This is a genomic window from Sinorhizobium sp. KGO-5 (assembly GCF_036245905.1).
Classification (GTDB): Bacteria; Pseudomonadota; Alphaproteobacteria; order Rhizobiales; family Rhizobiaceae; genus Sinorhizobium; species Sinorhizobium meliloti_A.
In genome coordinates, this window is record NZ_BDIZ01000003.1 from 898,004 (window position 1) to 917,617 (window position 19,614).

Here is a 19,614-nt window from a genome sequence, read left to right on the forward strand (position 1 = left end):
GAAGCGACGATGCGTCGGGAAACATGCGGGAGGGCTGTCGTCTTGGCGCGAAATGGGTAAGGTACGGGGTCGTTTACGAGCGAGGGTCCCGCCATTTCCAGCAATCGTGCCTACACCGAAGAAAAACGTCAGGAACAGCCTCTGTCGCTGCATCAGAAAATTCTGAGCGAGGTTGAGGGCCACATTCTTTCCGGCGACTGGCCGCCGGGGTACCGCATTCCTTTCGAGCACGAACTCACGGAGCAATACGGCTGTTCGCGAATGACCGTGAACAAGGCCCTGAGCGAACTCGTGAAGCGGGGACTGATCGAGCGGCGGCGCAAGTCCGGAAGCTATGTCAGCTTTCCGCAGGTCCAATCCGCGGTGATGGAGATTCACGACGTCAAGCGGGAGGTGCAGTCCCTCGGGCTCGACTACGCCTACCGCCTCGGCGAGCGAGCGGTGCGCAAGATGCGTGCCGGCGATGAGGGGCGCATCGATCTGCCTCTCTCGTCGCGGCTTCTCGATGTCACCTGCCGCCATTTTGCCGGCGGCCGGGTTTTCTGCCTCGAGGAGCGGTTGATCAATCTTTCGGCGGTGCCGGAAGCCGAGATCGAGACCTTCGAGACCGCTGCCCCGGGCTCGTGGCTGCTCGGTAAGGTGCCCTGGAGCACCGCGGAACATCGCATCAGGGCCGTCGCGGCGAGCCGCCCGACGGCCCAGGCGCTCGAAGTGGCGGTCGGCGCGGCCTGTCTCGTCATCGAGCGACGGACCTGGAGCGGCGGCGTACCGGTCACCAGCGTGCTGCTCACCTATCCCGGAGATCGCCACGAGCTCATTGCGGAGTTCGCGCCGAGCGCGCCCGCATAGACCGCGTCAATTCCTGCTAACGCGCAATTTTTGCAAGAAAAAGCACCAATCTCTGGCGCTTTGGCTCGTCGAAGGGCATCCTGTCTGCAGTGTCATCCTGGCAGAGGGAGGAACGCCGATGCGCTGCTTTACTGTACTCGGTCCTTCGCAGATCGGAAAATCCACGCTCGTGGAGAGGGTGGGCTCGCTGGGAGGCGAGCCGAAAAAATCAGTTACGCCATATGGACTGGGCCTCACCGAATTCGAATTCGGCGGCGAGGCCTGGTGCGCGCTCGACGTTCCCGGCAATAATGAGGCCCTGGCGCATGCGCAGCATGCGCTGCTCGCGAGCGACGCATGTGTTCTCTGTGTTTCGCCGATACTGGACGAGGCGGTTCTCGCCGCCCCTTACTTGCGCATGATCGAGGCGTCCGGCACGCCTTGCATCCTCTTCATCAACCGCATGGACGAGCCGCGAGGGCGCATAAGGGACATCGTCGCCGCCCTGCAGGATTTCTGCAGCCGCCCGCTCATCCTGCGGCAGATTCCCATCCGCGACGGCGACAGGATCATCGGCAGCTGCGATCTGATTTCGGAGCGGGCCTGGCGCTATCGCGAGGGACAGCCGTCCTCTCTCTTCGAGATCCCCGAAAGCGCGGTGGAGCGCGAACACGAGGCACGCGCGGAGCTTCTCGAGCACCTTTCGGAATTCGACGATTGGCTGCTGGAAGAGCTCATCGAGGACCGCGAGCCGACCAGCGACGCGATCTATTCGATCTCGACACGGGTTCTGAACGAAAACAGGATCATTCCGGTGCTCCTCGGCTCCGCCGGCCACGGCAACGGCCTGATGCGGCTGATGAAGGCGCTCCGCCACGAGGCGCCGCGCGCTGAGGCGCTGAGAAAACGCCTTGCCGCGGGTGCCGGCGTCGACGAGGCGACGCTCCTCGCAGTCAGTTTCCATGCCCATTATCGCCAGAGCGTCGGCAAGACGGTTCTTGCCCGCGCTCTCCAGAACGGAGTGAAGCAGGGGGCGACGCTCGGCGGCGGAAGTCTCGGCGCTCTGCAGGATCCCGCAAGCGGCCGGCCCATCGGTTCGGGCGTGACCGAGGCGGGCCAGCTCTTCGGAGCGGTCAAATCCGACCACCTGCCGGTCCCCTCGCTGTTGACGGCCGGCGCGGCCCTCGCTCCGCCCGACTGGACGACCCCCCCGAACCCCATGCTCGAGCGGATACTGGTGCCGGCGAGCGAACGCGACGAGACCAAGCTTTCCGAGACCCTTGCGAAACTCGCCGAGACAGATCGCGGCCTGAAGGTGATGCAGGAGGAGGGGACAGGGGCGCAGCTCGTTTGCGCCCAAGGCCCGGTGCATCTGCGCGAAGTCTGCAGGACGTTGTCGGACGTCTTCCATGTCGAGGTGAGCGACCGGCCCCCGAGCCCGATCTACCGGGAGACCGTTTCGAAGTCCTCGGACGTTCATTACCGCCATCGCAAGCAGACCGGCGGGGCCGGGCAATTCGCGGATGTGAAGCTCAGCGTCCATCCGAACGGGCGAGGCGACGGATTTTCCTTTGCCGAGACGGTCAAGGGCGGTGCCGTGCCGCGCAATTACATCCCTGCGGTCGAGGCGGGCGCACGCGAGGCGATGGAGAAGGGACCCCTCGGCTTCAAGGTCATCGATGTCGGCGTGCTGCTCACCGACGGCCAGCACCATTCGGTCGACAGCTCGGAATATGCGTTCCGCACGGCCGGCAAGCTTGGCGTCCGGCAGGCGCTGTCGCAGGCCGCCTCCGTCCTGATGCAGCCGGTCTTTCGCGTCGAAATCCATGTCCCGTCGGTCTATTCGGGCAGTCTCGTGCCGATCGTTGCCTCGTTGAAGGGCCAGGTGCTGGGCTTCGATCGGGACGAAGCGGCGAAAGGCTGGGATATCTTCCGCGCCCTTCTACCCGGCAGCGCGCTCGACGACCTGGCGCGCTCGCTCAGATCCGCCACCCAGGGCATCGGCTATTTTTCCAAGAGTTTCGATCATTTCGAGGAACTCTACGGCAAGGAAGCCCAGGCGATCGTCACCGCTCACGGAGCGCCGGCCAACGAGCATTGACCGACAGCACGAAGCGCGCCGTATCGATACGGCGCCTGTTGGGTCATCCCCGGCCTGGAGCGTTCAGCGTTTCCTTGAAACACCGAACGCTCCAACTGAAACTACGCCTGCCGACGGAAAACCGCTACGCACTTTTCCTGGATCTCGGGCGCACGGGCAGCGGCAATGCCGCCCGTCGCGACCCGATGACCGCAGTTGCGCCGAGCACCATGCCTGCCGTCAGCAACAGGGCTTGCGCAGCGACGAAGGGCGCCTCGGTTTGCGTCGGCGCCAGCGGCTGCAGCACCGGAACCTTGAGGAAGCTCTGCACGACAAGAACGAAGAGGTTGAGATAGAGCGCGAATGTCGCGCTCACCACATAGGCCGGCCGCGCCCAGCCGCGGAGCGTCAAGGCATAAAGCGCGGCAAAGGCGATGACGAGGGTGAGGACGGAAATCGCTCCGACCACCAGTGCGGGCGTGATCCCGCTGAAGGGAAAGAGGAAGCCGGTGATGCTGGTGGCCGCGGTGGTGACGAGGAAAACTGCGTGCCAATGGCCGAGCCAGCGGCCGGCGGCGAGCGCCGGCAGGGCGACGAGGCCGGTTCCGATTCCGATCAGACTGACGGCGACGTGCACGGCGAGAAGGGTCTCGATGGACATTCCGGGGATCATGGCGCATCTCCTGGAGGCAGGGGGACGAAGCTGGGGGGAGGGCGACGGCACCGCCGCCGCCCCGCCGGCGTTGAAATCAAGCTTCGATGAATTCGAGCAGGTCGGCGTTGAAGCGGTCCTGATAGGTCTGCGTCAGGCCATGGTCGGCACCCTCGTAAACCTTCAGCACGGCATGTTTGACGATCTTGACGGTCGAAAGCGCCGAGGCGCCGATCGGCACGATCTGGTCGTCGTCGCCGTGGAGGACCAGGGTCGGCTTGTCGAACTTCGCCAGGTCGGCATTGAAGTCGCTTTCCGAGAAGGCGCGGATGCTGTCGAGCTGGCCCTTGAGGCCGCCCTTCATGCCCTGCAGCCAGAAGCTCTCGCGGATTCCCTCCGAGATGACGGCACCCTCGCGGTTGTAGCCGTAAAAGGGGATCGTCAGATCCCTGAAGAATTGCGAGCGGTCGTCGTAGGTGCCCTTGCGAATGCCATCGAAGACGTCGATCGGCAGGCCGCCGGGGTTGGCCTCGGTTTTCAGCATGAGCGGCGGCACCGCGCCGATCAGCGCCACCTTCGCCACGCGCCCGGTGGCGTGCCGGCCGACGTAGCGGGTAACCTCGCCGCCGCCTGTCGAATGCCCGACAAGGATCACGTTCCGCAAGTCCAGCGCCTCGATCAGTTCGGCAAGGTCGTCGGCGTACTGGTCCATGGTGTTGTTGTCCCACACCTGGTCCGAGCGGCCGTGGCTGCGGCGGTCGTGGGCGATGACGCGGTAGCCCTTGTTTGCAAAGAAGACCATCTGCGCATCCCATACGTCGGCCGTGAGCGGCCAGCCATGGGAGAAGAGGATGGGTTGAGCATTGCGCGAGCCCCAGTCCTTGTAGAAGATGCGGGTGCCGTCCCTGGTGGTGATCGTAGCCATTTTCTTCATCCTTTCAGCCGGTTGGAAGACTGCCGGGTGGGGTGCCGTACTTGCCGCGCCCCGTGCTTGAAGATTTAGGCCGATTGCGAAATGATCGGGATTGGCGGATCGGACATTAGGCGGGCCGAAACCGACAAAGAGGGGCGACATGGCGAATGGACGAGCACTGCCAGCGAGAGCCGAGATCGGCCTCATGCTTTATCCGGGTTGCCAGATGGCGATGGTCCACGGCATGACGGATCTCATCGGCATAGCCGGTCAATTCTCCGCCGAGCGCGGCGGACCGGTGGCGCGAGTCAGTCATTGGCGGCTTCAGGACGACGACTGTCTTGCACGATGTTTCGACACCCATCCCGAACTCGGGTCCCGGCAGGCGCCGGAGATCCTGCTTGTCCCAGGCCGGCTGACGGGACCGATGGAAGCAGAGGAGGCAGCGCCCTATGCGCGCTGGCTGCTCGACCGGCATGCCCAGGGGGCGACGCTGGCATCGACTTGCGGCGGGACTTTCGTGCTTGCGGCGACGGGCCTGCTCAAGGGTCGCCCGGCGACGACGCACTGGCTGTTCGCCAATGCCTTCCGCGATCGTTTCCCCGACGTCCGGCTCGATCCGGACAAGATCGTCATCGAGGACGGGGACCTCATCACAGCCGGCGGCCTCATGGCGTGGACGGACCTCGGCATGCGCCTCGTGGACCGCCTGTTCGGTCCGACGGTGACGGTCGAGACCGGGCGCTTCCTGCTCATCGATCCGGCCGGACGCGAGCAGCGGCACTATTCCAGCTTTTCGCCGCGTCTCAATCACGGTGACGAGGCGATCCTCAAGGTGCAGCATTGGCTGCAGGCGCGCGAGGCCCGCGCCGTCAGCGTCGCGGAGATGGCCAAAGTGGTGGCGATGGAGGAGCGCACGTTCCTGCGCCGTTTCAAGGCGGCGACCGGTATGAAGCCGATCGAATATGCGCAGCATCTGCGCGTCGGCAAGGCGCGTGAGCTCCTGGAGTTCACCAAACGCTCGGTCGAACAGATTGCCTGGACCGTCGGCTATGAGGATGCTGCGGCTTTCCGCAAGCTGTTCCATCGCATCGTCGGGCTGTCGCCGGGCGACTACCGGCACCGTTTCGCCGTAGCGGCTGCCGGATAGTCTGCGCGCAGGACGGCGGCGTGCCGGCGTCGCTTCTTTCGCGCCCGCGGCTGCGGAACAAATTTTCGTCTGAAGAATTAACAGGTGTCGCTTCTGTCCCCCAGCGACATTCAGGACCCCAACCTGTTGCAGTGCCCGCGTCATCCCCTGCGCGGGCACTCGCATGTCTGCGAAACTATTCCCCGCCCGCCCTCGGTTGACGACGCAAGCGGGACCCCGCAAAGCGGCGAGGCCCCGCCTGAAGTGTCGCTGAAAAGATCTAGGTCCTTGTATAGGTGGGAAGCCAGGAAGCTAGAGTGCCATCCGCGCCCATCTATAGGACCTTGGTCCGACCCCCTAAGGGCAAAGGTCCTAGGCCCGTTGCCAGCTGAGTCTCAGGGTACATATTGCAGCATTCGCGCCGCGGGAGCCCGGAGCGGAACAGTGTGCGGTCTGCCGCCGCCATGTCTGCTCTGGCTCCTTGCACGATCACGTTCCATGATTTTGGGTCGACGGGGCCTAAAGTCATCGTGATCTCGGCAGGGGAACAACTCAACGATGGATCTCTCCCATGGCATTGTCGAACTACGGACGGAACAACACTGTCTCTGAAACCTGTTTCAGGACGCTCACCCACCCGTTGACGAACCTGATCTGCATTATCGTGGCCGTGTCGATCGCCGTTTTCGCGAGCGTACCGACAGGCATTCCCCCATACGTGCTCGCGCCGATCGGCTTCATGCTGGTGATCCTGATCGACCCTGCAGAAATTGCATCTAGATTGAAGGCGCGCTCCGCAAGACGGGACGCCACGGTTGGCCGCTCGGAATCGGCCGCCGGAGGCTGGCAGGCCAGGGGAGACGGTTGGAGCCTGACATTCCAACGCAAACACGGCCTGACGAGAGGAGCGGCTCGGTCGAATATCGCCGCCGCTGCAAGGGGACGCGCGGCCGATAGCTGCCGCCGCTGAAATCCTACCTAAACGCCAAGCGCCGCGCGTCGCCGGACGCGCGGCGCTTGCGCAGGAATTTGTCCGAAGCCAGCGGAAGGCGGATTGTCGCCGATTGCTGCGGGGCACCGGCAAGATCCGCCTGCATCGGCGAAGTTGTCGATTGCGCTTCCACAAAATCAATCATTTAGAGTTAGCCGATCTCTTGCTAGTGTAACGCCGCGGCCCCTTTCCGGAGGAACGGTCTTCCGCGCCAGATTTGAATGATTGGGAGGAATCTCTGTGAATCGAACATTGAAACGCGCCGCCATCGCGGCGATCGCAAGTGCGTCCCTCGCCCTTTCCGCGGCTTCGACAGGCGCAGCCGAGTTCATCAACGTCCTGACTGGCGGCACTTCCGGGGTGTACTACCCGCTCGGCGTCGCGCTTTCGAAGATATATGGCGATGAGATCGAGGGCGTACGCACGCAGGTGCAGGCGACCAAGGCTTCGGTCGAGAACCTCAACCTCTTGCAGCAGGGGCGCGGCGAGATCGCCTTTTCGCTCGGCGATTCGGTCAAGCTTGCCTGGGAAGGCAATACGGATGCCGGTTTCAAGGCACCGCTCGACAAGCTGCGCGGTATCGCCGCCATCTATCCGAACTATATCCAGATCATGGCGTCGAAGGAGTCGGGCATCAAGACCGTCGCCGATCTCAAGGGCAAGAGCCTTTCCGTCGGCGCACCGAAGTCGGGCACGGAATTGAATGCCAGGGCGATCCTCGGCGCCGCAGGCATGAGTTATGACGACCTCGGCAAGACCGAATACCTGCCCTTCGCCGAATCGGTGGAGCTGATGAAGAACCGGCAGCTCGATGCGACGCTGCAGTCGGCCGGCCTCGGCGTCTCTTCGTTCAAGGATCTGGCGACGTCGCTCGACGTGCAGATGGTCGCAGTCCCCGAAGAGATCGCCACCAAGCTCGGCGCGCCCTACATCGCCGCGACCGTCCCCGCCGGCACCTACCAGGGGCAGGACAGCGATGTGCAGACGGTCGCCGTCGTCAACTTTCTCGTCACCCATTCGGAGGTTTCCGACGAAACCGCCTATCAGATGACGAAGCAGCTCTTCGAGAACATCCCCGCCCTGACGGCGGCTCACAAGGCGGCGGAGAATATCCGCATCGAGGATGCGCTCAAGGGAATGCCTATTCCTCTGCATCCGGGGGCGGAGCGTTACTACAAGGAAAAGGGTCTGCTCTGACCCATGTCGCCCGAAACCGTAAAGCGGTTTCAAAGCGACAGGCAGACACCCTGAAGCGCGTCGCGGAATTCGGTTGAATGCGACGGGCTTCAGGAATTCAGGGGAGGAATCATGATCCACAATACCAATGAACAAAGCGCAACTGCGTCGGCCGAACTGCACCGGCACGACGCGTTGACCCGGGCGTTTCCGGCGACATGGGACGGACGGATCCTGTTTGCCATCGCGCTTGCCTTTTCAGTGTTCCAGATCGCCACCGCGGCGCATCTCGTCGATTTCGCGAGCCAGATCGTGCGCGTGGTGCATGTCGGCTTTGTCACGGTTCTCGTCTTTCCCCTGTTGGCGACGCTCGCAGGCCACGGCACGGTTGCAAAAATCATCGCCTGGAGTCTTGCTTTCCTTGGCGCGGCGGTCGCCTTTTACCAGTGTTACGAATATGCGGAACTCTTGGTGCGTGCCGGCGATCCACTGCCGCGCGACATCGTCTTCGGGGTCGTCGCGCTCGCCGTCGTCTTTGCCGCAGCCTGGGCGCTGATGGGGCCGGCTCTGCCGATCATTTCCGGCGTGTTCCTGGCCTATTGCCTTTTGGGTGAGTATCTGCCGCCGCCGTTCGATCACCGCGGCTACGACTTTTCGCAGGTGATCGACCATATGGCCTATGGCACGGAAGGCATCTACGGCATCCCGACCTTCGTCTCCTCGACCTATATTTTCCTTTTCATCCTGTTTGGCGCCTTCCTCGAAAAAGCCGGCATGATCCGGCTCTTCAACGATGTCTCGTTGAGTTTCGTCGGCGACAGGCGCGGCGGACCCGCGAAGGTCGCGATCATTTCTTCGGGCCTGATGGGCACCATTTCGGGTTCCGGCGTCGCGAATGTGGTCACGACCGGGCAGTTCACCATCCCGCTGATGAAAAAGTTCGGCTATCGAGCGGCCTTTGCAGGCGGCGTCGAGGCAACGGCCTCGATGGGCGGGCAGATCATGCCGCCTGTCATGGGCGCGGTCGCCTTCATCATGGCCGAGACGCTCGGCGTCGAATATTACGAGATCGTCAAGGCGGCGGTCATACCGGCGATCCTCTATTTCGCTTCCGCCTTCTGGATGGTCCATCTCGAAGCCGGCAAGTACGGGCTGCTCGGCCTGCCCAAGGACCAGCTGCCTTCGGCCAAGGCGGCAATCCTCGAACAATGGCATCTGATCCTGCCGCTCGCCGCGCTCGTCTGGCTGCTGTTCTCCGGCTATACGCCGCTTTTTGCCGGTACGGTCGGCCTGGCCTTCACCGGCCTTCTGATCCTGGGCAGTTCGCTCGCGCTCGGCCTTCCCGCCGGTGTCATACGCATCATCTTCTGGGTCGGCCTCGGCCTCGTGGCGGCCGCCTTCTTCCAGTTCGGCATCGGCGTGATCGTCGCAGCGCTGGCGCTGCTGATTGCCGCCAACGCCTTGCTGAAAGGCGGCCGGGAGACCCTGGTGATATGTCGCGACGCCCTTGCCGAAGGGGCCAAGACGGCCCTTCCGGTGGCGATCGCCTGCGCGCTCGTCGGCGTGATCATCGGTACGATGACGCTGACCGGAGCGGCCAATACCTTCGGCCAGTTCATCGTCTCAGTCGGAGGCAAAAGCCTGTTTCTGTCGCTGCTTCTGACCATGGTCACCTGCCTCGTGCTCGGCATGGGCATACCGACGATCCCGAACTACATCATCACCTCGTCGATCGCCGGGCCCGCGCTTCTGGAACTCGGGGTACCGCTTATCGTCAGCCACATGTTCGTCTTCTATTTCGGGATTCTTGCCGATCTGACGCCACCGGTGGCGCTTGCCTGCTTCGCGGCAGCACCGATCGCGCGGGAAAGCGGGCTGAAGATCTCGATCCAGGCGATCAAGGTGGCGGCGGCCGGTTTCGTCATCCCGTTCATGGCCGTTTATTCGCCGGCGCTGATGCTGCAGGATGGCGGCGCGATGGCCGCATCGGTGGGCTATCCGGCTGCCGTCGCCTATATCGTCGTCAAGACCGGTCTGGCGATCGCGCTCTGGGGTGCCGCCGTGGTGGGCTTCGCCGCAGTCCGGCTCGGGGTTTTCGAGCGGGTGCTCGCGGCCGCGGCCGCCTTCACGTTGCTGGCGGCGCTGCCGATCACCGATGAACTCGGCTTTGCACTCTCCGCGCTCTTCGCCTTCGTGATCTGGCGGCGCGCCCGCCAGGCTGGCCGGCAGACGGCGAAACCGGCATGAGCGCGCTTGCCTGCATCATCGGCGGCAAGGCTGTCGCCGTTGCTGCGGGTGTCTTCACCCTCGGCTGGACCCATTCGGTCGAGAAGACCGAATGGCAGGAGCGTTGGGCCGTCACGGCCGAGGGTCTCGTTCTCGAGGAGGCGCGCGTGCAGGGTTCGGGTGCGGGAATGGAGCCGGGAGACAATGCCCGTCGCCAGGGCCGCTGGTGGGTCTGGACGCCCGACCTGCCGCCGCTTCCCGAGCTGGTCCTGGCCGCCTCCGGAGCGACCGTCTCCGGCTGGACGCTTTGCGACGCCGGCGGCTGCCGCGAACTCGCGGCGCAAAGCCGGGAACCAATCGTCCTGCGGCCATGCGATGGCCCAAAGCCATAATGGCCGATGCCGATCTGGCGGCACCGGTTGAAGGCTCATCGGAAAAGTCCGGCGCGCTTATGAAATGTTATTACATAACTTTTTGTTGACGAGCGTAATAACATAACATATTGAACCCCTATGCAGCGGCGTCGCGTTTCACCTTGACCGGAGGCTGCATTCTAAATTAACTGAGCCTGACGGTTCCCCTACCCGTGAGGTGGAGGGGATTAATAGGGAACACGGTGCGGACGACCCAAAAGGGACCAAAACCGTGGCTGCCCCCGCAACTGTAAGCGGATCGTCGTTCATCCTCGTGGCGCCCAGGCGCCAGCCACTGCGCGTTGCGCGGGAAGGCAGATGAGCGATTTCTGTCCGCGAGCCAGGAGACCTGCCGTCAAATCAGATCCAACGTCACGGGCGGGGATGCCCGGAACAGGAGCAAGCCATGACCATCTTTCGCGCCTTGCGGCGCACGCTTTCGTCAGTTTCCCCGAGATCCAGCCGTCACACGTCCGATCGAACCCGATCGGCAGACTGACGATCACGGCCGTATAGCGGCCTCACATTCGGGGACTATTCATGAACAGCTTTTGGAAACGACCGCTCATTGCGGGTCTCATCACCTTTTCCGCAGGCGCAGCGGCTCTTGAACGTCCCGCCTTCGCTGCCGAGACGATCTATCCGTTGACACTCGAGAACTGCGGACGGCAGATCACCTTCGACAAGACGCCGACGCGCACCGTCTCGATCGGCCAGAGCAGCACCGAGATCCTCTATCTGCTCGGCCTTGCGGACAAGGTCGCCGGCACCGCCCTCTGGGTCGGCCCCGTCCTTGAAGGTTACGAGGAGGTCAACGCCAAGGTCGAGCGCCTGGCAGACAACGATCCGAGCTTCGAAAGCGTGCTTGCCAAGAAACCGGACATGGTGGCGGTGCAATTTCAGTGGCAGGTCGGCCCGGAAGGCGTGGTTGCGCGGCCGGAGCAGTTCGAGGAGCTCGGCATTCCGGTCTACACATCGCCTTCGGATTGCACCGGCAAGGAGAATTCGGCGGCGAGCGACGGCGTGCGCCGGCAGGTCTTCACCATGGATCTCGTCTATCGGGAAATTCGCGAGCTGGCGCAGATTTACGATGTTCAGGACAAGGGCGAGAAGGTCGTGGCCGAGCTGAAAAGCCGAGAAGAGGCGGCGCGCGCCAAGGTCGCCTCGGCCGGGGGCAAACTCTCGGCGGTCTTCTGGTTCTCCAGCGCTGCCGATGCCGACCCCTATGTCGCCGGCAGGAACGGCGCACCCGGCTACATCATGGCGGCGCTCGGCATCGAAAACATCATCGACACAGAAGACGAATGGCCGACGGTCGGCTGGGAAACCATCGCCAAGGCCGAGCCGACCATGATCGTTGCCGGTTCCATGGAGCGTCGACGCTACCCGCTCGACAGCCTCGACGCCAAACTCGAATTCCTGAAGACCGATCCCGTGGCGAGCCTCATGCCGGCAGTCGCCAAAGGCTATGTGTTCGACATGGATGCGCAGGCGATGAACCCGACGATCCGCACGATCGAAGGAATCGAAGCGCTGGCGGATGCCATCGCCGAGGCCGGACTTGCGCCCAAGGCTGGGCCGGCTTCCAAGGGTGGGTTCGGCAAGTGAGCCGCGTGCTGACCCTGGCCGGGCGAACGGGGACGGGACGCGTCGGCGCGGCCATCGCCGCGCTCGTGATCCTGTTCGCGGCACTCTGGATGGGCGCTGCGATCGGCGAAACGGCGATCCCGTTCAGGACGGTTGCGCAGACAGTCGCGAATCGGCTGTGGAACGCCGGCTATCCGCTGGCCCCGATCGACGAGGGCATCATCTGGAGCTACCGACTGAGCCGGGCGGTCGTGGCCGCTTCCTGCGGGGCGGCGCTTGCGCTCTCCGGCGCCGTGCTGCAATCGCTGCTGCGCAATCCGCTCGCCGATCCCTATATTCTCGGCATCTCCGCCGGAGCCTCGACGGGGGCGGTCAGCGTCGCCATCCTCGGTGTGGGTGCCGGGATGCTGACGCTGCCGCTCGGCGCCTTCATCGGCGCGCTGGTCGCTTTCGTCCTGGTGAGCCTGCTGGCGGTGAAGGCCGGCCGCGGCACCGCGGCGATCATCCTGGCGGGTGTGGCGGGGTCACAGCTCTTCAACGCACTGACCTCCTTCATCGTCACCAAGGCGGCCACGGCCGAGCAGGCGCGTGGCATCATGTTCTGGCTGCTCGGCAATCTTTCGGGCGTGCGCTGGCCGGATGCCTGGCTCGCCGTGCCGGCGACGCTTCTCGGTCTCGTCGTCTGTCTCTGGCATGCCCGTCCCCTCGACGCGTTTACCTTCGGGTCGGAATCGGCTGCCTCGCTCGGCATCTCGGTCAGGCGAACCTATTTCGCGCTTGTCGGCGTCTCGGCGATGATGACTGCGGTGATGGTATCCATCGTCGGGTCGATCGGTTTCGTCGGCCTCGTCATCCCCCATGCGGCCCGCATGCTCGTCGGCGTCCGCCACGGTGTCCTGCTGCCGGCAGCGGCGCTCATCGGCGCCGTGTTCATGATCCTCGCGGACATACTGTCGCGCGTTCTCATTCCCGGCCAGGTCCTGCCGATCGGCGTGATCACGGCGCTCGTCGGCGCTCCGGCCTTCGCGTTGATACTCGGACAAAGGAGGGACCGCGCATGACGCTTTCGGCGCGCGGGGTTTCATGGTCGGCCGGCGGGGTGGACATCCTGAAGGAGGTCTCCCTCACGGTCGAGACGGGAGAGTTCCTCGGCATCATCGGCCCGAACGGTTCCGGCAAGACGAGCCTGATGTCGCTCATATCGGGCATCCGCAAGCCGAAGAAGGGGGAGGTGCTTCTGGACGGTTCTCCGATCGGGACGCTCGGCCGCCGCACGGTCGCGCAAAGGCTCGCTCTGGTCGAGCAGCAGGCCGAGACCGGCGAGAGGATCACCGCGCGCCAGGCGGTAGAGCTCGGCCGCACACCCTATCTCGGGCCGCTTTCGCCCTGGTCGCCGGAGGACGATGCGATCGTCGAGGCGGCGCTCGAAAACGTGGATATGGCGCATCTTGCCGATCGCCTGTGGCACACGCTCTCCGGCGGCGAGCGGCAAAGGCTGCACATTGCTCGGGCGCTGGCGCAGCAATCGAAGATCCTGCTTCTCGACGAGCCGACCAACCATCTCGACATCGGCCATCAGATCAGCCTGCTCGACCTCGTTCGCCGCCAGGACCTGACGGTGGTCGCAGCGCTCCACGACCTCAACCACGCCGCTATGTTCTGCGATCGGATTGCGGTGATGCAGGCCGGCCGGCTGGTGGCGCTCGGGCCCCCGCGGGAGGTACTGACGGTCGAGCGCATCCGCGCGGTGTTCGGGATCGAGGTCGAGGTCGAGCACGACTTCGACGGAAGCTGCTCCATCCGCTATCGCGCCAGACGCCCGCGTCCGCTTGCCGCAATCTCCGCCGTCGGAACCTGACCCATGGACATGCGCAACCACCACCTGAAGGAAGATATCCGCGAATACTGGTCGAAGCGGTCGGAAACGTTCGACCTCGCCTTCGGCCACCGCATCCCGCCGGGACCGGAGCTCGACGCCTGGGCGGCAGCGATGCGCAGCGCACTCGGGGCGAGGCCGCTGAAGGTTCTCGAACTCGCCTGCGGGACGGGGGAGGTGACCAACGTGCTCCTTTCGCTCGGCCACGAAGTGACGGCGCTGGATTTCTCCGAGGCCATGCTCGCGGTGGCGCGGCGCAAGCACGCAGGGAACGACAGGGTTCGTTTCATTCTGGCCGATGCCGAGCACACGATGGAGCCGGACGAGACCTATGATGCCGTGGTCTGCCGGCATCTCGTCTGGACGCTGACGGAGCCGGAGCAGGCTTTCGCCGAATGGTTCCGCCTGCTGAAACCGGGCGGAAGGCTGCTCGTCTTCGACGGGGACTGGTCGAAGCCGACGCCGCTCGGCCGTCTGGCGTCTTTCGCGGTGGCTGCCCTCGAGCGGATCATCGGCCATGACCCGCATTACGACGGCGCCATGAGCGAACGCCACGCAAAGATCATGGAGCGTCTGCCCTTTGGCGATGGCCTCACCGTCGAAAGACTTCTTCCCTTGATCGAAGAGGCGGGATTCCAGAACATAGAGTTGCCGTCCCGCCGCCCGATCGCGGCGGCCCAGCGCAGGAATGCCGATCTCAGAAACAGGCTGAGGACATTCTTCTACCGCAGGTTCTTCCTCGTCTGCTCGCGGCCTTCGGGAGATTCACTTTGAGTTTATGACGGCTGCCGCGGGATGGACAATGGCGTTGAAGCTCTGGTCGGTTTGTCGGCACGCATGGTGATGCGCTTGAATTCCATGAGTACCGACCGTGCGTCCGCTGCAAAGTGCTACAGCGACATTTGCGCGTCTCATATGACGCGCGGCGCTGTAGGAGGCCTATCGGAGGGCTGCAATCTCTCTTTTTTCCTCATGCCTGTGCTCGTCACAGGGATGAGAGCAGCGCCGCGTCCGCGGCGCGGGAAGCGTTCTTTCAGCCCAAGGACTTGGTCTGGCTGGATTCCTGTGACATGCACAGGAATGAGGGGGCCGGGGATGTGCGGCCAATTTCACCCTCGAAAGGAACTCCCGGCCCCCGGCCGCCGTTTCCGGGTTGCTGTCTCTGACAAGTTGGGACCCAGACACGGAGGATGAGCATATGGCACAGGAAAAGCGACTCGGATCCACCATACCGCGCGGCGTGGTCGATACGAAGAACGGATCGGTAGGCGTTCCGGACCAGGCAAGCATGGAAGAGGAAGTCAGATCGTTGCGCGAGCAGGTCAATGCGCTGACCGAAAAGCTCTCCGATCTCGGCATCTATTCCGGCAGGGCCATCGCGGATACGGGCCGCAGGGCCGGCGAGATGGCAAGGGAACATCCCGCCTGGACGGCGCTCGCCGTAGTCGGTCTTCTGGGGCTGCTCATTGCAGGAACCAGCCGGCCCTATTGGCATTCGCGAAGCTCCTCGCGCATCGAGGACCTGATCGCCGATATCGAGGATCGGCTGAGCGATCTGAAGGGCCGTTATTGGTCAAGCGGCTGGCGGCCCTGGTGAAAATTGGACCCGTCCTGCCGGAGACAATGTGCGGTCCATGGAAGGGCGCGCTGCCGCCATCGGGAGATCGGCGGCATGGTTTGCGAGGAACCGGTCGGTTTCTCGCTCCTTCGGTCGCCGTGAGGTCGCCGGCGCGTGCCGGCCAGAAACAAGCGCAACCCGAGTTCGAGCGCGAAAAGCTGAACCTCATTCGGCGTCGAGGTCGATGAGCGCTATCCCGAGTTCCGGTCGCTTGCGCCGGCGCAATCCAGTCGGGCTTTCGCGAATGATGACCTCCAGGGTCGGACGGACGCGACCCTCCAGAAGGTGCCCGCCACGGGTCGACCCGTCTTCCAACCCCAGAACCGCATGCAAATGCAGGCTCGGGCGGCCGGCTTCGTCGCGGGCAATGTCGCCGATCGCGCTCAGAACTTCCGATTGCTCGGCTACGGGGATCTTCCTGTAATTTCTGCTTTCGACACGGAAGAAGCCCACCGTCGCGCTGCTGAAGGCGCCGATCGCCGTCACCGATGCGCCGGCGATGCCCGCCTGCGCTGCGAAGGCCGAAATGGCCGAGAATGCTTCGTCGCCCTCCTCGAGTACGAGAATGAAGGTGCGTTCGCTCGCGTCTTGCGCCAAAAGTTTCTGCTTCATCAATTCGTCCTCGTCTCAGCCCGAACCTGTACGACGGCGATCTGTTCCGGATTCAGCGAAGCGCCGGATCGTTCATCCCGTGCCGGTCACCTCCGCGAGCGCGTCAGGCTACAAAATCGAAACGCCCGAACTTGCCGTCCTCCGTGTCGCGAATGTCAAGCTGCAGCGACGGCGTATAAAGGTGATCACGGTTGTTCTGAGGTTCGTTCGGGAAGAAGAGCTGCGTTGTCAGGACCGCGGCGCCGGGAGGGCGCACCCGAAAATGATAGTGGCGGGTGCGGCCGGGATAGAGTGCCGGGACGATGGTGCTGAACCACCATCGCCCGCGTTCGTCGGTCATGTGGTGCCCCCGCAGCCTGTAGCCGCGTGTATCGTAGGCGCCGGTTTCGTCCGCATGCCAGATTTCGACGAGACTGCCGGCGATCGGCCGGCAATTGCCGTCGAGCACGTAGCCGGCAATGGTGATGCGTTCGCCGTTCGGGGCGTCGCCGGAAAGTTCGTGCCTGAGCGGCGCATCGGGCTTGTAGAAAGGGCCCGCCGTCAGCGCGGGCGTCAGGTCGTCATCGTCGTCGCAGGCGGGCGTGAGCGGCAATGCGGGTCGCTGCGCCGCGGCGCGATCGGCGACGGGCAGGGCGGGCAAGGCCAGAAACGCCCTCAGCAGGGAACGTCGGGTCGGCAGCATGGTCGCCTCCTTCGTGGAGCGTTCGCGCGTCCTTGGCGGGGCGTCGCGTTCGGACATGGCCAGTGATACGAGCATAGAGCATTTTAAACCCGAGGGCAGCCGGCCGCCTGGCGCGGCACAGGCCGATTTTCCCCTAACGCTGGCGGTTCGCGCCGAACGAGGGCATGATTGTCCCTGGCGGCGATCGCGCTGCCGTCCCTTGCCGCTCCCACAAGGAGACCCGGCGAGCCTGGAATCAACCTAGAAGCTTCAGGAGGAAACCGTGAGCGAGCACGTCTACAAGAAGATCGAGCTGATCGGCAGTTCGCCAAACTCGATAGACGAGGCCATCGAAGGCGCGATTTCGCGTGCTTCGAAAACGACCCGGAATCTCGACTGGTTCGAGGTGGACCAGATTCGCGGCCAGATCGTGAATGGCAAGGTCGCGCATTACCAGGTGGTGATGAAGGTGGGCTTCCGCATCGACGATTGAAGTGCGCGCGGCGCCGAGCGGGATTCGACATTCCGCCCTGACTTGTTCTGCGGGTTTCAACCGCCTGCGATTGGAGAGGAGACGCCGGCACCGATGAGGAAGCCGGCGATGCCGGGTGGTGGCCCGTTGCGAAGGCCGGATGAACCGGATGGGTATGTATGTTCGCGCGCCGAGTACTGACAATCTCGTGCCGGCCGCGCCGCTTTCCCATGCCGATCTCTCGGCCATCATCAATTTCATAAATAGAAGCATTCGAACTATGAAATTCACCAACCTCGACTTCTATGTATGATCGCGGCTCCCGAGGGGCCCGCATGTACCTATCGCGCCTGACGAATCGGCTCCACGGGGTACCGCCTGCGTGTTCGCAGACGGGGGACACCCAGGCGTCCTCGATCGAAATGAATCAAGGTGCCCGTGGCCCATGAACAAGACGGGCTTGCAATATTCGCCGGTGAAGTTAGTCAGGCCGCAGGCGTGCGCAGGCTCGCGGAAAGACAGGCACCAGGGAGGAGAGCAGTCTCGTGGAAGCACTCAACCAATTCTTTAACTGGCTCAACGGCATCGTTTGGGGCGTGCCCATGATCGTGCTGATCATTGGCACCGGTCTGTATCTTCAGCTTCGCCTGGGCTTCATGCCGATCCGCAAAGTGGGCTACGGCTTCCGCATGATCTTGAAAAGCCGCAGGCCGGGGAGGGCCGCCGAAGGCGAGATTACGCCGTACGCCGCGCTGATGACGGCGCTCTCGGCCACCATCGGCACGGGCAACATCGCCGGCGTCGCTACCGCTATCGCGGTGGGTGGACCCGGTGCGCTGTTCTGGATGTGGATTACCGCCTTCGTCGGAATGGCGACGAAATACGCCGAGGTCGTCGTAGCGGTGAAATACCGCGAGGTCGACGACAAAGGCGAACACGCCGGCGGACCGATGTTCGCCATCAAAAATGGGCTCGGGAAGCACTGGCAGTGGCTGGGCACCGCCTTTGCCATCTTCGGGGGACTGGCGGGTTTCGGTATCGGAAACATGGTTCAGGCCAACGGTATCGCCAGTGCGGTCGAGAACGCCTTCGGCATCGAGACCTGGATCAGCGGCATCGTGATGACCGTCTTGACGGGTGCGGTGATTCTCGGCGGCATCAAGCGAATCGGCGCCGTGGCCGAGAAGGTCGTGCCCTTCATGGCGATCTTCTATCTCACCTGTGTGGTCGTCGTCCTGATCGTCTTTGCCGGCAACATCCCCGAGGCGATCGCCACCATCTTCACCCAGGCATTCAGTCCGACGGCAGCCACCGGCGGCTTCCTCGGCTCCACTGTACTGATGGCGATCCGCATGGGTGTGGCGCGCGGGATCTTCTCGAACGAGGCGGGCCTCGGCACCGCCGGTATCGCACAGGCTGCCGGCTCGACCGCCAATCCCGTTTTCTCCGGCGTCATCGGCATGATGGGGACGTTCATCGACACGATCATCGTCTGCACCCTGACCGGTCTGGCGATCATGGTGTCGGGCGTCTGGGCCTCGGGCGAAACCGGAGCGGTGCTGAGTTCTGCGGCCTTCGAAGCGGCGCTGCCCGGCTATGGGAATTATCTCGTGACCATCTCGCTGGCATTGTTCGCCTTCACGACGATCCTCGGCTGGGCCTATTATGCCGAGAAGTGCTGGGAATACCTGATCGGAACCGTGAGCGCGATACCGTTCCGCATCGTGTGGACCGTCGCGGTGTTCTTCGGCGCCACCCTCAGCCTCGACTTTGCCTGGCTGGTGGCCGACACGCTGAACGCACTGATGGCTATCCCCAACCTTATCTCGTTGCTGCTCCTGTCCCCGGTCATCGCCCAACTGACGCGCGACTACTTTGCCGAAGAACGCGCCGTCACCGGAGTGCCGTCGCGCAGCCGGAGCTAGCTGGCCAAGCGTGCGTGCGGGAAGGTTCGCAGAGCGTTCCCGCACTCGCGCTGGTTTGCGATCTTAGGCGCTGAATCGCTCTAAAGCTCCATCACCTCCGCATCGCCGAAGGCCGCGGTCACCATGATTTCTACCCGCATGTCCGGGTCGCCGAGCTCGACGGCGCAGCAGCATCGGGTTGGCGGGTTCTGCGGTGCCACCCATTCCTTCCAGACCGCATCCATCGCGGCAAAATCGGCCATGCTGGTAATCCAGACTTCGGCGGTCAGCAGGCGTGACTTGTCCGTGCCTGCGCGTGCAAGCAACTCGTCGATTTTCGCCAGCGTTTCCCGCGTCTGTGTGGCGACGTCACCGGCATTGTCGGAAAACTGGCCGGAGAGGTAACAGACGCCGTTGTATTTCACGAGGCGGCTTCTGCGTGCGTTCACGTCAAAGCGTTCCACTTTCATGATCGG

At 63.7% G+C, this 19,614-nt stretch carries 19 protein-coding genes and 1 riboswitch; of the genes, 14 read left to right on the forward strand and 5 right to left on the reverse strand.

What is annotated here, in order from left to right:
- Positions 1–141: 141 nt before the first annotated feature.
- Together hutC and BHD07_RS18190 are read left to right on the forward strand one after the other, a co-directional pair.
- Positions 142–849 carry a histidine utilization repressor gene (gene hutC / locus BHD07_RS18185; RefSeq protein WP_100670986.1) on the forward strand — a complete coding sequence of 236 codons (708 nt, stop codon included), beginning with the start codon at positions 142–144 and terminating at the stop codon, positions 847–849.
- A 118-nt stretch (positions 850–967) separates the two neighbouring features.
- Entirely contained in the window at positions 968–2,929 is a 1,962-nt protein-coding gene (locus BHD07_RS18190) for an elongation factor G (RefSeq protein ID WP_338282224.1), read from the forward strand.
- Between the two features lie 124 nt (positions 2,930–3,053).
- Here the strand turns inward: BHD07_RS18190 and BHD07_RS18195 are convergent, their stop codons facing one another.
- Both BHD07_RS18195 and BHD07_RS18200 read right to left on the reverse strand, forming a co-directional pair.
- Complete coding sequence (locus BHD07_RS18195) at positions 3,054–3,581, reverse strand: hypothetical protein (RefSeq protein ID WP_338282226.1); 528 nt, start codon at positions 3,579–3,581, stop codon at positions 3,054–3,056.
- A gap of 76 nt (positions 3,582–3,657) precedes the next feature.
- Positions 3,658–4,485, reverse strand: coding sequence for an alpha/beta fold hydrolase (locus BHD07_RS18200; RefSeq protein ID WP_324764407.1), 828 nt, complete (start codon positions 4,483–4,485; stop codon positions 3,658–3,660).
- 148 nt (positions 4,486–4,633) lie between these two features.
- Between BHD07_RS18200 and BHD07_RS18205 the strand changes: the two genes are divergently transcribed.
- From BHD07_RS18205 to BHD07_RS18250, 10 genes are all read left to right on the forward strand, one after another.
- Entirely contained in the window at positions 4,634–5,623 is a 990-nt protein-coding gene (locus BHD07_RS18205; protein WP_324764406.1) for a GlxA family transcriptional regulator, read from the forward strand.
- A 550-nt stretch (positions 5,624–6,173) separates the two neighbouring features.
- On the forward strand, positions 6,174–6,572 hold the full coding sequence (locus tag BHD07_RS18210; RefSeq protein ID WP_324764405.1) for a hypothetical protein: 399 nt from the start codon (positions 6,174–6,176) through the stop codon (positions 6,570–6,572).
- Between the two features lie 273 nt (positions 6,573–6,845).
- Positions 6,846–7,790 (forward strand): TAXI family TRAP transporter solute-binding subunit, encoded by a 945-nt coding sequence (locus tag BHD07_RS18215; protein ID WP_324764611.1) that lies wholly within the window; start codon positions 6,846–6,848, stop codon positions 7,788–7,790.
- Between the two features lie 111 nt (positions 7,791–7,901).
- On the forward strand, positions 7,902–10,016 hold the full coding sequence (locus tag BHD07_RS18220; RefSeq protein ID WP_338282230.1) for a TRAP transporter permease: 2,115 nt from the start codon (positions 7,902–7,904) through the stop codon (positions 10,014–10,016).
- Positions 10,013–10,387 (forward strand): DUF1850 domain-containing protein, encoded by a 375-nt coding sequence (locus BHD07_RS18225; RefSeq protein ID WP_102763796.1) that lies wholly within the window; start codon positions 10,013–10,015, stop codon positions 10,385–10,387. Before BHD07_RS18220 ends, BHD07_RS18225 begins: the two co-directional genes overlap by 4 nt.
- 162 nt (positions 10,388–10,549) lie before the next feature.
- A riboswitch (cobalamin riboswitch) is annotated at positions 10,550–10,779 on the forward strand.
- Between the two features lie 169 nt (positions 10,780–10,948).
- Positions 10,949–12,016: an ABC transporter substrate-binding protein gene (locus BHD07_RS18230; protein WP_338282232.1), complete on the forward strand. Its 1,068-nt coding sequence runs from the start codon at positions 10,949–10,951 to the stop codon at positions 12,014–12,016.
- Positions 12,013–13,056 carry a FecCD family ABC transporter permease gene (locus BHD07_RS18235; protein WP_324764402.1) on the forward strand — a complete coding sequence of 348 codons (1,044 nt, stop codon included), beginning with the start codon at positions 12,013–12,015 and terminating at the stop codon, positions 13,054–13,056. The genes BHD07_RS18230 and BHD07_RS18235 overlap by 4 nt, the downstream gene beginning before the upstream one ends.
- Positions 13,053–13,853, forward strand: a complete 801-nt coding sequence (locus BHD07_RS18240; protein WP_324764401.1) for an ABC transporter ATP-binding protein — start codon at positions 13,053–13,055, stop codon at positions 13,851–13,853. Before BHD07_RS18235 ends, BHD07_RS18240 begins: the two co-directional genes overlap by 4 nt.
- 3 nt (positions 13,854–13,856) lie before the next feature.
- Entirely contained in the window at positions 13,857–14,645 is a 789-nt protein-coding gene (locus BHD07_RS18245) for a class I SAM-dependent methyltransferase (protein WP_338282235.1), read from the forward strand.
- A gap of 424 nt (positions 14,646–15,069) precedes the next feature.
- Complete coding sequence (locus BHD07_RS18250) at positions 15,070–15,468, forward strand: hypothetical protein (protein WP_010974988.1); 399 nt, start codon at positions 15,070–15,072, stop codon at positions 15,466–15,468.
- Between the two features lie 186 nt (positions 15,469–15,654).
- Here the strand turns inward: BHD07_RS18250 and BHD07_RS18255 are convergent, their stop codons facing one another.
- Together BHD07_RS18255 and BHD07_RS18260 are read right to left on the reverse strand one after the other, a co-directional pair.
- Entirely contained in the window at positions 15,655–16,101 is a 447-nt protein-coding gene (locus BHD07_RS18255) for a PPC domain-containing DNA-binding protein (protein WP_338282244.1), read from the reverse strand.
- Positions 16,102–16,204: 103 nt separating this feature from the next.
- Positions 16,205–16,783, reverse strand: a complete 579-nt coding sequence (locus BHD07_RS18260; RefSeq protein ID WP_324764397.1) for a dioxygenase family protein — start codon at positions 16,781–16,783, stop codon at positions 16,205–16,207.
- Between the two features lie 262 nt (positions 16,784–17,045).
- On the opposite strand from BHD07_RS18260, the gene BHD07_RS18265 reads away from it, so the two are divergent.
- Positions 17,046–17,255, forward strand: a complete 210-nt coding sequence (locus BHD07_RS18265) for a dodecin (protein ID WP_003527838.1) — start codon at positions 17,046–17,048, stop codon at positions 17,253–17,255.
- Positions 17,256–17,779: 524 nt separating this feature from the next.
- Positions 17,780–19,159: an alanine/glycine:cation symporter family protein gene (locus BHD07_RS18270; protein WP_275600100.1), complete on the forward strand. Its 1,380-nt coding sequence runs from the start codon at positions 17,780–17,782 to the stop codon at positions 19,157–19,159.
- An 80-nt stretch (positions 19,160–19,239) separates the two neighbouring features.
- Here the strand turns inward: BHD07_RS18270 and BHD07_RS18275 are convergent, their stop codons facing one another.
- On the reverse strand, positions 19,240–19,608 hold the full coding sequence (locus BHD07_RS18275) for a RidA family protein (RefSeq protein ID WP_100670960.1): 369 nt from the start codon (positions 19,606–19,608) through the stop codon (positions 19,240–19,242).
- Positions 19,609–19,614: the final 6 nt, after the last annotated feature.